Source organism: Actinocorallia lasiicapitis (genome assembly GCF_054778695.1).
The window spans coordinates 1-13,542 of record NZ_BAAGZI010000140.1 but is presented as its reverse complement, the minus strand read 5'-3'; the positions used below and the strand labels follow the sequence as shown (position 1 = coordinate 13,542).

Genomic DNA, 13,542 nt, shown 5'->3' with positions numbered 1-13,542 from the left:
GGTGGACTTGTCGGGGGTGAAGCGGGGACGGCCTGCTCGTGGCCGGCCTGACGGGGCGGGAGCTCCGAGCCGTCGCGGCGGGTGGCGTGGACCGCGGGGTCCGCGGTGGCTGGATTTTCGACGGGACGGACCAGTTCGTCGACGGAGTGGCCGGCGAGTTCGGCGGCGATCGATCGTTCGGCGTCGTCGAGGGCCTGGTCGGCGGCGGCGCACCACGCGACGAGCGTGTCGAACGGCTGCGCCTCGAGGACGAGCTCTTCGGGCAGCGGGCTGCGCGTGCCGAGCGCGGCCTGGGTGGCGGCCAGCGCACGGATCCGCGCGTTGCGGTCGACGACCTCGCGCAGCGCCCGCTCGTACCGCTGCATCTCGGCCAGCTCCTCGGCGCGCGCACCGGCCTTCTTCTCGGCCAGCCGCGCGAACGCCGACGTCGCCTTCGCGCCCGCGCCCGCACCCGCCCCCAGCAGCCGGTTCATGCCCAGGCTGGCGATGACGGCCGCGTCGAGCGCGATCTCCGCTTCGACTCCGCTGCTCACTCCGCCCCCTTCTTCCGCTGTGACGTCATGCTGTTGGACGGCGCGCGACGCCGATCAGTTGGCGAGAGCCCGCACACGTCGCGCCTCGTGCGCCTGCTTCCACCGGTGGGTCCGCACCCCCGCGCCGATCCCGTGCCCGACGGTCGCTATCGCGATGACCAGCATCCACAGCATCCAGGCCAGCGAACTCAGGATCGACACCAGGATCAGCAGCATGATCAACGGGATGGTCGCGGCGACCAGGGCGAGGCCGCAGCCGCGCGCCCCCGTCCGCTGGGCGGTACTCGACATCGCCCGGGACGTCTTCGAAAGGCCGCCGCTGAGGAGGCGCCCGGCACGGGCGAACGCCGCCCACGGGCCGTCCAGGAGATACTCCCCGCCCAGCCGGGACGCGACGGCGATCTCGACCGCGCAGGACACCGCCCAGGCCAGACCGCCCGCCGCCAGCAGCAGACCGAACGGCACCTCCGACGCCCGCTGCACGCTCCCGACACCGGCCGTGCCGTTGCTCGCCTCACCGCCGAACAGCGCCTCGATTGCGAAGCCGCCCGCCGTCCACACCGCCAGAAAGCCAAGCGACCAGAGCACCGCCCTCAACCGCGCCCGCCCGGCCCCCGCCTTCCGCCCCTGCTCACGCCGCTCCCACAACTCCAGCCGCGCTTGCTCAAGCTCAGCGGCCTCCCGCGCGTGTAGTTCCTCAGCGAACGTCCTCGGCGGCCCACCCGGTCCCCGCCCCGACCCCGCGCCCGGGTCGGGCACGAGCGGAGCCCGCCCGTACGGCACCGAGTCGGACCGATCGTGCGGTGCGGTGCCGGGCGGCCCGTACGGAGCCGAGTCGGACCGGTCGTGCGGAGCCGAGCTGGACCGGTCGTGCGGCGCGGTGCCGGGCCGGTCGTGTGGTGCGCGGTGCTGGGTGGGGACGGGGAGGTCGTGGACGGGCGGGGTGTCGCCGTGGAGCCAGGCGTCGACCTGGGGGAAGGACCAGCGGTGGCGGGGGTCGCGGGTGAGGAGGCCCTGGCAGAGGAGGCGGACGCGCGGGTCGGGGAGATCGGTGTTGTCGATCGGGCGGGTGGCGAGATGGTCGACGACGACGGTCTCGCTCATGCCGTCGAACGGGCGGCGGCCCGTGGCCAGCTCACGCGCGATCATGCCGAGCGACCACCAGTCGCGGGCGGGGGAGACCTGGCCGGACAGCGACTCGGGGGCGGCGTAGGCGAGCGTGCGGGAGGAGGACGCGAACACGACGCTCTGCTCCAGGACCTTGCTCAGCCCGAAGTCCGTGATGACGAGCTCGGCGCCGCGCACCAGCACGTTCTCCGGCTTCAGATCGCGGTGCACGATGCCCGCCCGGTGCAGCGCCGCCAGTCCGTCCGCGAGCTGCCGGACCGCCGTCGTCACATCGACCCTGCGCCGGCCGGACAGGTCGCGGAGATTGCCGTCGGGCAGATACTCGATGATCTCGTAGTCGCGGCCGTCGGCGTGGCCCGTCTCCAGCACCCGGACGATGTGCGGCGAGGTGAGGCGCGGCAGCTCCGCCCAGACCTCGCGGTCGGCGCTGTACCCGCGCCGGTACAGCTTCACGACGTACTCGTTCGCCGGGGCCCCGTCCGCCGGGGGCCCGCCCTGCGCGTCCCGCACCAGCAGCAGATCGGACTCGGCGCCCTGGACGGGCAGCTCACCGTCCACCTCGAACCGTCCGGCGAGCGCTCCCGGCAGCCGTACCAGCGGCTCGGGCCGCGGTCCCGGAACGTCCCGGCTGGTGGTGCCGGGATCCCTGCGCGTCCACTGCGGGTCGTCCACCGCCCGAGCCTATCGCGCGCCCCGCCGCCGACCGAGAGCCCGATCCCGCGGCTACTTCCGGTTGAGCTTCTTCAACTCCTCCGTGATCTTGAACTGATTGATCACGAACTCCAACGCCATCCGGGTGCCGAGAGACTCGACGAGCCAGACGAGCGGGGAAGCGCAGATCATCAGCAGACCCCAGACCCAGCCCCAGTCCTTCTCGACGATGACGAATCCGATGATGAGGAAGAACAGGCACTGCAGCGAGATGACCGTTAGCGCGAGCATGTAGAAACCGCGCACGATCATCGGGGTGACCATGGCGTCGAAGCTGATGTCGAGCAGCGAGCCGATCAGGCCCTTCCGCTTGATCTGCGGGACGGCCGCGCCGGAGGCTCCAGGACCGTAAGGGCTGTCCGGCGCGCCCTGTTGCGGCACCTGCGCCTGCGGCCCGGTCTGCCACTGCTGCTCGTGCGGGCGGGGCGGCGGCTGCTGGGGCGGTGTCGGCTGGCCGTAGCCGTACTGCTGGGGATTGAACCGAGGTGCCGGATCGGACGGGGTCGTCATGGGTTCAGCGTAAGGCTCACCGCCCCGCAGGCCGCTTTAACGCCCCTCCTCCGATTAACGGAGTATGACCCGACGACAATCGGACCGTCCGAATCCGATGCTCCGTTTGCGTGCTGTCCATAGCCGACGGCTATCGACTCGCCCAAAGTGATGTGTGATCAGCATCACACCTAAATCGGTCTCTGTTATCTGTGTCACACCCTCGTTCACCGGGCGTAGGGTCTGCCTTCCGCGGTCCGGGAGCTGAAGGAGGCTGGCGATGGCGACGGTTGACGCGCCCGCGAAGACGCGCGCACAGATCAAAGAGAAGACGTTCAGAACGGACAACTGGCGTCAGTACCCGTGGTTCACGTTCGCCCTCTTCACCGCCTGGGTGGCGTACGCGACGGTCCGGGCGATGTGGGGCAGCGCCTTCTTCGTGCCCGAATACCACTACCTCACCCCGTTCTACTCACCCTGTGTGAACGAGGCCTGCAACAACATCACCCTCGACGGCGTGACGGGCAACGCGGGCGAGTTCGGCACGTTCGTCCCCAAGAGCGTCCCGTCGATCGTGCCGTACGCGCTGCTGTCGCTGCCGTTCCTGCTGGGGTTCCGGCTCACCTGCTACTACTACCGGAAGGCCTACTACCGGGCGTTCTGGCAGTCGCCGCAGGCGTGCGCGGTGCGCGAACCGCACGGCAAGTACACCGGCGAGACGCGCTTCCCGCTGATCGGCCAGAACCTGCACCGCTACTTCTGGATCGCCGCCGGCCTGATCTCGCTCATCAACACGTGGGACGCGATCCAGGCGTTCCACGGCAAGGACGGCGGCTTCGGCATCGGCGTCGGCACCGTCATCCTCTGGACGAACGTCGTCCTGCTCTGGCTGTACACGCTGTCGTGCCACTCCTGCCGCCACGTGACGGGCGGCCGGCTCAAGAACTTCTCGAAGAACCCCGTCCGCTACAAGCTGTGGACCTGGGTCTCGAAGCTCAACACCCGGCACGGGACGTACGCGCTGATCACGCTCGGCTCGCTGGTCGTCGCCGACTTCTACGTGATGCTCGTCGCCTCCGACACCATCAACGACTTCCGCTTCTTCAACTAGGAAGAAACCCCCCATGACAGAAATCGAACGACACAGGTACGACGTCGTCGTGATCGGCGCGGGCGGCGCGGGGCTGCGCGCGGCGATCGAGGCCAGGATGCGCGGCAAACGCGTCGCGGTGATCTCCAAGTCGCTGTTCGGCAAGGCGCACACCGTCATGGCCGAGGGCGGTGCGGCCGCCGCGATGGGCAACGTCAACAGCAACGACAACTGGCAGGTCCACTTCCGCGACACGATGCGCGGCGGGAAGTTCCTCAACAACGTCCGGATGGCGGAGCTGCACGCCAAGGAGGCCCCCGACCGGGTGTGGGAGCTGGAGGCGTGGGGTGCGCTGTTCGACCGCACCAAGGACGGCAAGATCTCGCAGCGGAACTTCGGCGGCCACTCCTACCCGCGGCTCGCGCACGTCGGCGACCGGACGGGCCTGGAGCTGATCAGGACCACGCAGCAGAAGATCGTCGCGCTGCAGCAGGAGGACCACAAGGAGTTCGGCGACTACGAGGCCAGGATCCGGGTCTGGGCGGAGACGACCGTGACGCGTCTCCTCAAGAACGGCGACAAGATCTGCGGCGCGTTCGCCTACGTCCGGGAGACCGGGAAGTTCGTCGTGTTCGAGGCGCCGACCGTGGTGCTGGCGACCGGCGGCATCGGCAAGGCGTTCAAGGTGACCTCCAACTCCTGGGAGTACACCGGCGACGGCCACGCGCTCGCGCTGCTGGCCGGGGCGTCGCTGCTCAACATGGAGTTCATCCAGTTCCACCCGACGGGCATGGTCTGGCCGCCTTCGGTGAAGGGCATCCTGGTCACCGAGTCGGTGCGCGGTGACGGCGGCGTCCTCACCAACTCCGAGGGCAAACGGTTCATGTTCGACTACATCCCCGAGGTGTTCAAGGAGCAGTACGCCACCACCGAGGAGGAGGCGGACCGCTGGTACACCGACGCCGACAACAACCGCCGCCCGCCGGAGCTGCTGCCCCGCGACGAGGTGGCGCGGGCGATCAACTCCGAGGTGAAGGCCGGCCGGGGATCACCGCAGGGCGGGGTCTTCCTGGACGTGTCGTCCCGGATGCCCGCCGCTGAGATCATCAAGCGGCTGCCGTCGATGCACCACCAGTTCAAGGAGCTGGCCGACGTCGACATCACGGCCGAGCCGATGCAGGTCGGACCGACCTGCCACTACGTGATGGGCGGGGTCGAGGTCGACGCCGACACCGGCGCGACCCTCGTGCCGGGCCTGTTCGCGGCCGGCGAGTGCTCGGGCGGGATGCACGGCTCCAACCGTCTCGGCGGCAACTCCCTCACCGACCTGCTGGTGTTCGGCAAGCGGGCGGGCGCGGGCGCCGTCGACTACATCGACGCCATGGACGCCCGCCCCGATGTCCCCGCCGAGGAGGTCGAAGCCGCGACGGCCGAAGCCCTCGACCCGTTCACCCGGCCCGAAGGCGAGAACCCGTACACGGTGCACGCCGAGCTCCAGACCACGATGAACGAGCTCGTCGGCATCATCCGCACCGAGAAGGAGCTGACGGCCGCGCTCGACGCGCTGGGCCGGCTCCGCGACCGGGTCGCCGACGTCGGCGTGGTCGACGCGGGCCCCGGCGGACGCGGCTACCACCCGGGCTGGCATCTGGCGCTCGACCTGCGGAACATGCTGCTGGTGTCGGAGTGCGTGGCGCGGGCGGCCCTCGAACGGGAGGAGTCGCGCGGCGGCCACACCCGGGAGGACCACCCGGGCATGTCGGCGGAGTGGCGGAAGGTCAACCTGGTCTGCCGGCTGTCCGACAGCGGCCAGGTCGCGCTGAAGCACCAGCCGGTCGATCCGATGCGCGAGGACCTGCTCGCCCTGTTCGAGACTTCCGAGCTGAAGAAGTACCTGACCGAGGAGGAGCTGCCGTCATGAGTTACCTGGCAAGGTTCCGCGTGTGGCGCGGCGACTCGGGCGAGGGCGAGTTGAAGGAGTACGAGGTCGAGGTGAACGAGGGCGAGGTCGTCCTCGACGTCATCCACCGGCTCCAGGCCACCCAGGCCCCCGATCTGGCGGTCCGCTGGAACTGCAAGGCCGGCAAGTGCGGTTCGTGTTCGGCCGAGGTCAACGGGATGCCGAAGCTGATGTGCATGTGCCGCATGTCGACCTTCGAAGAGGCCGAGACGATCACCGTCACGCCCGTCCGGACCTTCCCGGTCATCCGCGACCTGGTCACGGACGTCTCGTTCAACTACCAGAAGGCCCGTGAGGTCCCGTCGTTCGACGGCGGCGACGTCAAGCCGGGCGAGTTCCGGATGCAGCAGATCGACGTGGAGCGTTCGCAGGAGTTCCGGAAGTGCATCGAGTGCTTCCTGTGCAACAACGTCTGCCATGTGATCCGCGACCACGAGGAGAACAAGGAGCATTTCGCGGGCCCCCGCTTCCTGATGCGGGTGGCCGAACTCGAGATGCACCCCGCCGACGTCCTGGACCGCCGCGAGATCGCCCAGGACGACTTCGGCCTCGGCTACTGCAACATCACCAAATGCTGCACCGAGGTCTGCCCCGAACACATCAAGATCACCGACAACGCCCTGATCCCCCTGAAGGAACGCGTGGCCGGCAAGAAGTACGACCCCCTCGTCTGGCTGGGTTCCAAACTCGGCATCGTCCGCAAGGGCGAAGACACCCCCACCGCCTGACCTGCACGGCCTGACCGAACAGAGCAGGGCCCCTCGCCTTCCGCGAGGGGCCCTGCTCTCTTGTCGAACTCGGTGCTGCTCGCTCGGTGTTACTTGGCGGCGAGGACGGCGTTGAGGAGGAGGTTGGCGGCGATGGGGCCGGACTTCTTGCCGTCGGCGTCGTCGAGGAGGCTGTTGACGGTCCAGGCGACCTTCTGGTTCTGGACGGCCGTGGTGCCCGCCGGGGCCTCGGGGACGGGGACGCCGCCGCCGAACTGGCCGACGATCTCCTGGATCTTCGCGATGATCGTGGTGATCTGGGTCGGGGTCAGCTTGAGTGCCTCACCGAACAGGACGAAGACCTGGTCGAGCTGGCCGGCGAGGACGGCGCGCGCGGCGGCGGCCATCGGCTCGGGGAAGGTCTGCAGGATCTGCTCGACCAGGCTCAGCTCCTCGACGGCCACGGGCAGCGCCCGGGGGGCGGCGTGGGCGGGGGCGATCGCGGTCAGCGCCGGGGTGATGGCGAGAGCCAGGGTGGCGGCGATCAGAGCGGGCTTGCGCAACGTGGGACTCCTCGTGCGGTGGGGGGGTGGCGAGGGAGGGCTCGGCCCCTCGCGTGGGGAGTGCCGCACCAGACTAGTGAGGAAGGTGAAGCTTTTCCACCTTCGGGTGCTCCGTGGGGAAAGTGGGCGGAACGATAGCCACAAGTGGGTTTGTGAAACCCGCTCAGGAGTGACAAAAGGGGCGTCCGCGCGGGACGCCCCTTTCGTTCTGCGGAAGACCGGACCGCTACTGCTGCGAAGCGGCGTGCAGCCAGTCCTTGTTCATCCGGCCGATGAACTCCAGCGGAATGCCCTTCGGGCACGCCACGGTGCACTCACCGGTGTTGGTGCAGCCGCCGAAGTCCAGGTCCTCGTGCGCCTGGACCATGTTCAGCACCCGGCTGTCGCGCTCCGGCTGGCCCTGCGGCAGCAGACCCAGGTGCGAGACCTTCGCCGACAGGAACAGCGAACCGGAACCGTTCGGGCAGGCCGCGACACACGCGCCGCAGCCGATGCACTCGGCCGCCACGAACGCCTTGTCGGCGTCCGGCTTCGGCACCGGGGTGGCGTGCGCGTCCGGCGCGGCGCCCGTCGGCACCGAGATGTAGCCGCCCGCCGCGATGATCTCGTCGAACGCGGACCGGTCGACGACCAGGTCCTTCACCACCGGGAACGCCTTCGCGCGCCACGGCTCGATGTCGATCGTCTCGCCGTCCTTGAACTTGCGCATGTGGAGCTGACACGTGGTCGTGTTCTTCTCCGGGCCGTGCGGCTGGCCGTTGATCACCAGCGAGCACATGCCGCAGATGCCCTCACGGCAGTCGTGGTCGAAGGCGATCGGGTCTTCACCCTCGACGATCAGCTTCTCGTTGAGGACGTCGAGCATCTCGAGGAACGAGGCGTCCTCGGAGATCCCGTCGACGTCGTAGGTCACCATCTGACCCTTGTCGCCTGCGTTCTTCTGACGCCAGACGCGGAGCTTCAGCTTCATTACGTCGTCTCTTCTTACTTGTAAGAACGGGTGCTCGGCTTGACGTACTCGAAGACGAGCTCTTCCTTGTGCAGGGTGGGGACGGAAGGGCCGTCGGACTCGCCGCCCGTCCACTCCCAGGCCGCGACGTAGGAGAAGTTGTCGTCGTCGCGCTTGGCCTCGCCGTCCTCGTCCTGGGACTCGGCGCGGAAGTGGCCGCCGCAGGACTCGGCGCGGTGCAGCGCGTCGATGCACATGAGCTCGCCGAGCTCGATGAAGTCGGCGACGCGTCCCGCCCTCTCCAGGTTCTGGTTGAGCTCCTCGCCCGTGCCGGGCACCTTCACCCGACGCCAGAACTCGGCCTTCAGGTCCTGGATCAGGCCGATGGCCTTGGTCAGGCCCTCCTCGGTCCGCTCCATGCCGCAGTACTCCCACATGATGTGGCCGAGCTCGCGGTGGAAGGAGTCGACGGTCCGGTCGCCGTTGATCGACAGGAACCTGTCGACCTGCGCCTGGACGCCGTCCACGGCCGCCTTGACGGTCTCCTCGGCGACCGGGCCCGTCGGGCTCTTGGCCAGGTAGTCGCCCAGGGTCTGGGAGATGACGAAGTAGCCGTCGGCGAGGCCCTGCATCAGCGCGGACGCGCCGAGCCGGTTGGCGCCGTGGTCGGAGAAGTTCGCCTCGCCGAGCACGAACAGGCCGGGGATGGTCGACTCGAGGTCGTAGTCCACCCAGAGGCCGCCCATCGTGTAGTGCACGGCGGGGTAGATGCGCATCGGCTGCTCGTAGGGGTTCTCACCCGTGATGCGCTCGTACATCTGGAACAGGTTGTCGTACTTGGCGGCGACGGCGTCCCGGCCGAGACGCTTGATCGCGTCCGCGAAGTCCAGGTAGACGCCCAGCCCGCCCGGGCCGACGCCGCGGCCTTCGTCGCAGACGTTCTTGGCGGCGCGCGAGGCGATGTCGCGGGGCACCAGGTTGCCGAACGCCGGGTAGATGCGCTCCAGGTAGTAGTCGCGCTCGTCCTCCGGGATGTCGGCGGCCTTGCGCTCGTCCTTCGCCTTCTTCGGCACCCACACGCGGCCGTCGTTGCGCAGCGACTCCGACATCAGGGTCAGCTTCGACTGGTGGTCGCCGGAGACCGGGATGCAGGTCGGGTGGATCTGCGTGTAGCAGGGGTTCGCGAACAGGGCGCCGCGCTTGTGGGCGCGCCACGAGGCCGTCACGTTGGAGCCCATGGCGTTCGTCGACAGGAAGTAGACGTTGCCGTAGCCGCCGGACGCCAGGACCACCGCGTCGGCCGTGTACGACTTGATCTCGCCGGAGATCAGGTCGCGGACGACGACGCCGCGCGCCTTGCCGTCCTCGACGATCAGGTCGAGCATCTCGTGCCGGGCGTGCAGCTCGACGTTGCCGGCGTCCACCTGGCGCATGAGGGCCTGGTAGGCGCCGAGCAGGAGCTGCTGGCCCGTCTGGCCGCGGGCGTAGAACGTCCGGGAGACCTGCGCGCCGCCGAACGAGCGGTTGTCGAGCATTCCGCCGTAGTCGCGTGCGAACGGGACGCCCTGCGCGACGCACTGGTCGATGATCTGCGTGGAGATCTCGGCGAGGCGGTGGACGTTCGACTCGCGGGCGCGGAAGTCGCCGCCCTTGACGGTGTCGTAGAACAGCCGGTGCACCGAGTCGCCGTCGTTGCGGTAGTTCTTCGCGGCGTTGATGCCGCCCTGCGCGGCGATGGAGTGCGCGCGCCGGGGCGAGTCCTGGAAGCAGAACTGGATGACGTGGTAGCCCAGCTCACCGAGGGTCGCACCGGCGGAACCGCCGGCGAGGCCGGTCCCGATGATGATGACCTTCTTCTTCCGCTTGTTCGCCGGGTTGACGAGCTTCACGTCGAACTTGCGCTTGGTCCAGCGCTCCTCCACGGGGAGGGCGTTGTTGGCCTTGGTGTCGGCGATCGGCTCGCCGGAACGGTAGAACTCGCTCATTAGTCGATCAGCCCCACGGTCACGGAGAAGGGAACGGCAAGGAAGCCGATGGTGATCAGCACGGCGACCGAGGCCGCGGCCAGGTTCAGGTTCTTGGCGTGCTTGGGGTTCTTGCGTCCGAGGGACTGCACCGCGGAGACGAGTCCGTGGCGCAGGTGGAAACCGAGGGCGATGACGGCGGCGGCGTAGAACAGGGTGATGTACCAGCGGTCGGGCTGGAAGTCCGCCACGACGTTGCGGTAGGGGTCGCCGTGCACGTAGCCGGGGTTCACCGTGCCGACCGTCAGGTCGAGGATGTGCCACACGATGAACAGCAGGATGATCACACCGCCCCAGCGCATGGTGCGGGCCGCGTAGGAGCCCTTCACCGGCTGCCGGTGCTGGTACTTGACCGGGCGCGCCTTCTTGGCGCGCACCGTCAGCTCGGTGGCGGCGCCGATGTGCATCACGAGGATGAGCGTCAGGCCCACCCGCTGGATCCAGAGGAACCAGCTTTCGTGGAGCGCGGGCTCGCCGATGGTACGCAGCCAGGCCGCGTACGCGTTGAACTCGGTCTGCCCGAAGAAGATCTTCAGGTTGCCGATCATGTGTCCGAGGATGAAGAGGAACATCAGGCCGCCGGTGACGGCCATGATCGCCTTCTTGCCTACCGTGGACCGGTAGAGAGCGGGGATCGTCGCAATAGCCACGCGCGAACGGTACAAATTGCTTTTCAAGCGGTCCAAGTCATGGACCATCTGATTTCCATAGCCTGAGGCTATGCATGGCTTCCAGCAGGGGTTGACGCGTGCTGGTCCATACCTGTCCCGTGACCGACTTCACATCGTCACCGGGAACCGTGCACCACTGTGACCTGGGACGTCCAGGCTGATCCGTATGAAGCGGCCTTCGCCCCTGATCACCCTCGTCGCCGGGCTCGCTCTCGGGGGTGTCGTCCTCGCGGCGGACCTCCGTGCCAGCTCGGGCGATGCCGAAGCGCTCCCTTATGGCACCGTACCGGCGCCCTCCCAGAACCCTTCACCGGGTGGGGGTTCCGCCACCCCGGCGCCCTCCGCCACGCCTTCCGCGGCGGTGAAACCGGTGAGCTACGCCGGATACGCCGACGGGGTGCCCCTCGCCGTGACCGTCGCGGGGGACCGGGCGATCGCCTATCTCTGCGACGGGTCCCGGCTGGAAGCCTGGTACCGGGGCCCGGTCGCCGGGAACGGGCTGAAGCTGTTGGGCAAAAATGGCGCGAACTTGACCGGGACGATCTCCGCGAGCGGTGAGATCACCGGCGAGGTGGTCGTGGCGGGAGCGTCACGGACCTACCGGATCAAGATCGTCCAGAAGCCCGGCGGGCTCTACCGGGCGACCGAGCCGACCCGGCAGGCCGTCATCGGCTGGATCGTCCAGGACGGCAAGCAGACGGGGCTCGCCACCGGGGCCGACGGCTCCGCGCCCGCGCCGCCGCTCGACACCGGCTCGCTGACCGCGACCGTCGGCGGGGCACCGGTCACGGCGGCGCCGGCCGATCCGCTGGCGCCCTGATCTCCGCCGGCCGCCCGGCACGTACTGCACCCGAACCGACCGATCGATGAGCGCGGAGAAGCGATGAGCGAGCAGGGAACCGAACGGAGCGGGGCGGTCGCGCTGATCGTCCCGGCGCTGGTGGGCGGGCTGGTGGCGCTGGCCGCGGGCGTCTACGGGCGGGTGCACGAACCGACCGGGATCGGGGTGCTGCTCGCCGGATTCTCCAGCGCGGGCGCCGCGAAGGCGTGGATGGGGACGGGGGCGTTCGCGCTGGCGCTCGTCCAGGTGGTGTCGGCGGCGTCGATGTACGGGAAGCTCGGCCGGGCGCCCTCCTGGATCGGCGGGCTGCACCGCTGGTCGGGGCGGGCGGCGTTCCTGCTGGCGATACCGGTGGCCGTCCACTGCCTGTACGCGCTGGGCTTTCAGGCGGGGGACACCCGGGTGCTGGTGCACTCGCTGGCCGGATGCCTGTTCTTCGGGGCGTTCACGGTGAAGATGCTCTGCCTGCGCGTCGAGCGGCTGCCCGGGTGGGTGCTGCCGGTGCTGGGCGGTGCGGTGTTCGTGCTTCTGGTCGCGGTGTGGCTGCTGTCGTCCGTATGGTTCTTCCTATGAAACGGACCATCGCGCTCCTGGCATTGGCCGTTTCGGCCGCGGCGTGCGGCAACGGCTCGGACAGCCCCGAACCGGCCGCCACCTCCTCGACGCCGGTGAGCTCGCCTTCGGTGAGCTCACCTTCGGCCGAGCCCACCTCGGCTCTGCCTTCGGCTTCACCTACGGCGTCGCACTCGGCCACGGCCGCTCCGGTCGCCTGCGCCGGACTCAAGATCGCCGCAGGGGAGAGCCAGGCGGCCGCGGGCACGACCTACACCCGGTTCGTCATCACCAACAAGGGCTCCGCCCCCTGCACCCTGTCGGGACGTCCGCAGGCCCAGCCCGTCAAGGACGGAAAACCGATCAAGGCCGTCAAGGTCACCCCCATCGACGCCGACGACCCGAACTTCGGCGCCGCCCCGCCCCCCACCACCCTGGCCCCGGCCACGGGCACCGCCGTCTTCTTCCTCGTCTACGGCACCGCCCCCGTAGGCGACGCCCCCTGCCACAAGCCCGAAGCCCTCACCTTCACCCTCCCCGGCACCCCCTCCCACCCCACCGTCCCCTACCCCTTCACCACCTGCGGCGGCGAAACCCAGATCTCCGCCATCTACCCCTCCACCAAAACCCTCTGATCAATCGGTAAGAACCCGCCTCGACCCGACACAGACCGTTCGTGACAAAGGCCACCGTGGAAAGCGACCGCTTCACCCGGCTCTTCGAACGGCACTACGACGAGGTGCTGCGGTACGTCTGGCGCCGCGCGCCCGCCGACGACGTCGAGGACACCGTCGGCGAGGTCTTCGGCATCGCGTGGCGGCGCATCGCCGACGTCCCGGACGGCCACGAGCTGCCCTGGTTGTACGTCACGGCCCGCCATGTGATCGCCAACCGCTACCGGTCGCGCGACCGCCGCGGTTCCGTCGGCCTTCCCCTGCCGTCGCACCCGGACCCGGCGGACGGCGTCGCCGAACGCTCGGTGGCCTTGGCGGCGCTGCGCCGTCTCGGTGGCGACGACCGGGAGTTGATCATGCTCGTCGCCTGGGAGGGGCTGGATGCCCCGGCGATCGGCGAGATGCTCGGGATCACGGTGTCGGCCGTCCATGTCCGGCTGCACCGTGCCAGGAAGCGGCTGGAGCAGCATCTCGCTGAGGGAGAGGTCCGCCGATGAACGATTTCGAGGAACTGCGGACCCTGCTCGGGCCCGTCGATCCGGCTCGTGATCTGCCCGCCGATCCCTGGCGTGAGGGCCGGGTGCGGGCGGCGGTCCGTCCGGCGCGGGCGAGGCGGGGGCCGTCACGCCGGCTTGTGCTGCGGCTGGCCG

The 13,542-nt window shown here is 69.2% G+C and carries 13 protein-coding genes and 1 pseudogene; 7 read left to right on the top strand and 7 right to left on the bottom strand.

The features are described from left to right. The 3 genes and pseudogenes from ACYVE7_RS17230 to ACYVE7_RS17220 form a co-directional block, all read right to left on the bottom strand. Positions 1–533: pseudogene (locus tag ACYVE7_RS17230) on the bottom strand (hypothetical protein); the annotation flags it as partial. A gap of 54 nt (positions 534–587) precedes the next feature. Further along, the gene (locus ACYVE7_RS17225) at positions 588–2,333 is read right to left on the bottom strand and encodes a serine/threonine-protein kinase (RefSeq protein WP_460365731.1); all 1,746 of its coding nucleotides are present in this window, start codon (positions 2,331–2,333) and stop codon (positions 588–590) included. Positions 2,334–2,384: 51 nt separating this feature from the next. Further along, entirely contained in the window at positions 2,385–2,882 is a 498-nt protein-coding gene (locus tag ACYVE7_RS17220) for a DUF4282 domain-containing protein (RefSeq protein WP_460365730.1), read from the bottom strand. A 259-nt stretch (positions 2,883–3,141) separates the two neighbouring features. On the opposite strand from ACYVE7_RS17220, the gene ACYVE7_RS17215 reads away from it, so the two are divergent. Genes ACYVE7_RS17215 through ACYVE7_RS17205 form a run of 3 tightly spaced genes read left to right on the top strand, consistent with a single transcriptional unit; the run spans position 3,142 to position 6,639 of the window. After that, positions 3,142–3,972 (top strand): hypothetical protein, encoded by an 831-nt coding sequence (locus ACYVE7_RS17215; protein ID WP_460365729.1) that lies wholly within the window; start codon positions 3,142–3,144, stop codon positions 3,970–3,972. 13 nt (positions 3,973–3,985) lie between these two features. Continuing rightward, positions 3,986–5,872: a fumarate reductase/succinate dehydrogenase flavoprotein subunit gene (locus ACYVE7_RS17210; RefSeq protein ID WP_460365728.1), complete on the top strand. Its 1,887-nt coding sequence runs from the start codon at positions 3,986–3,988 to the stop codon at positions 5,870–5,872. Then, entirely contained in the window at positions 5,869–6,639 is a 771-nt protein-coding gene (locus ACYVE7_RS17205; RefSeq protein ID WP_460365727.1) for a succinate dehydrogenase/fumarate reductase iron-sulfur subunit, read from the top strand. Before ACYVE7_RS17210 ends, ACYVE7_RS17205 begins: the two co-directional genes overlap by 4 nt. Positions 6,640–6,728: 89 nt before the next feature. Here the strand turns inward: ACYVE7_RS17205 and ACYVE7_RS17200 are convergent, their stop codons facing one another. The 4 genes from ACYVE7_RS17200 to ACYVE7_RS17185 all read right to left on the bottom strand — a co-directional run bounded on the left by ACYVE7_RS17200 (position 6,729) and on the right by ACYVE7_RS17185 (position 10,804). Continuing rightward, entirely contained in the window at positions 6,729–7,181 is a 453-nt protein-coding gene (locus ACYVE7_RS17200; protein ID WP_460365726.1) for a hypothetical protein, read from the bottom strand. Between the two features lie 226 nt (positions 7,182–7,407). Further along, positions 7,408–8,151, bottom strand: a complete 744-nt coding sequence (locus tag ACYVE7_RS17195; RefSeq protein ID WP_460365725.1) for a succinate dehydrogenase/fumarate reductase iron-sulfur subunit — start codon at positions 8,149–8,151, stop codon at positions 7,408–7,410. 14 nt (positions 8,152–8,165) lie between these two features. Continuing rightward, the gene (locus tag ACYVE7_RS17190) at positions 8,166–10,115 is read right to left on the bottom strand and encodes a fumarate reductase/succinate dehydrogenase flavoprotein subunit (RefSeq protein WP_460365724.1); all 1,950 of its coding nucleotides are present in this window, start codon (positions 10,113–10,115) and stop codon (positions 8,166–8,168) included. Then, positions 10,115–10,804, bottom strand: a complete 690-nt coding sequence (locus tag ACYVE7_RS17185) for a succinate dehydrogenase cytochrome b subunit (protein ID WP_460365723.1) — start codon at positions 10,802–10,804, stop codon at positions 10,115–10,117. The genes ACYVE7_RS17190 and ACYVE7_RS17185 overlap by 1 nt, the downstream gene beginning before the upstream one ends. A 391-nt stretch (positions 10,805–11,195) precedes the next feature. On the opposite strand from ACYVE7_RS17185, the gene ACYVE7_RS17180 reads away from it, so the two are divergent. The 4 genes from ACYVE7_RS17180 to ACYVE7_RS17165 all read left to right on the top strand — a co-directional run bounded on the left by ACYVE7_RS17180 (position 11,196) and on the right by ACYVE7_RS17165 (position 13,389). Continuing rightward, a complete protein-coding gene (locus ACYVE7_RS17180; RefSeq protein WP_460365722.1) occupies positions 11,196–11,645 on the top strand; it encodes a hypothetical protein in 450 nt (149 codons plus the stop codon). 63 nt (positions 11,646–11,708) lie between these two features. After that, on the top strand, positions 11,709–12,239 hold the full coding sequence (locus ACYVE7_RS17175) for a DUF6529 family protein (protein ID WP_460365721.1): 531 nt from the start codon (positions 11,709–11,711) through the stop codon (positions 12,237–12,239). Then, the gene (locus ACYVE7_RS17170; protein WP_460365720.1) at positions 12,236–12,853 is read left to right on the top strand and encodes a DUF4232 domain-containing protein; all 618 of its coding nucleotides are present in this window, start codon (positions 12,236–12,238) and stop codon (positions 12,851–12,853) included. The genes ACYVE7_RS17175 and ACYVE7_RS17170 overlap by 4 nt, the downstream gene beginning before the upstream one ends. Before the next feature lie 56 nt (positions 12,854–12,909). Beyond that, positions 12,910–13,389 (top strand): RNA polymerase sigma factor, encoded by a 480-nt coding sequence (locus tag ACYVE7_RS17165; RefSeq protein WP_460365719.1) that lies wholly within the window; start codon positions 12,910–12,912, stop codon positions 13,387–13,389. Positions 13,390–13,542: the final 153 nt, after the last annotated feature.

What these genes read in the sequence shown, in the direction of transcription:
- ACYVE7_RS17220 (WP_460365730.1), bottom strand. Translation starts at nt 2,882, where the DNA reads ATGACGACCCCGTCCGATCCGGCACCTCGGTTCAATCCCCAGCAGTAC.
- ACYVE7_RS17215 (WP_460365729.1), top strand. Translation starts at nt 3,142, where the DNA reads ATGGCGACGGTTGACGCGCCCGCGAAGACGCGCGCACAGATCAAAGAG.
- ACYVE7_RS17210 (WP_460365728.1), top strand. Translation starts at nt 3,986, where the DNA reads ATGACAGAAATCGAACGACACAGGTACGACGTCGTCGTGATCGGCGCG.
- ACYVE7_RS17205 (WP_460365727.1), top strand. Translation starts at nt 5,869, where the DNA reads ATGAGTTACCTGGCAAGGTTCCGCGTGTGGCGCGGCGACTCGGGCGAG.
- ACYVE7_RS17195 (WP_460365725.1), bottom strand. Translation starts at nt 8,151, where the DNA reads ATGAAGCTGAAGCTCCGCGTCTGGCGTCAGAAGAACGCAGGCGACAAG.
- ACYVE7_RS17190 (WP_460365724.1), bottom strand. Translation starts at nt 10,115, where the DNA reads ATGAGCGAGTTCTACCGTTCCGGCGAGCCGATCGCCGACACCAAGGCC.
- ACYVE7_RS17175 (WP_460365721.1), top strand. Translation starts at nt 11,709, where the DNA reads ATGAGCGAGCAGGGAACCGAACGGAGCGGGGCGGTCGCGCTGATCGTC.
- ACYVE7_RS17170 (WP_460365720.1), top strand. Translation starts at nt 12,236, where the DNA reads ATGAAACGGACCATCGCGCTCCTGGCATTGGCCGTTTCGGCCGCGGCG.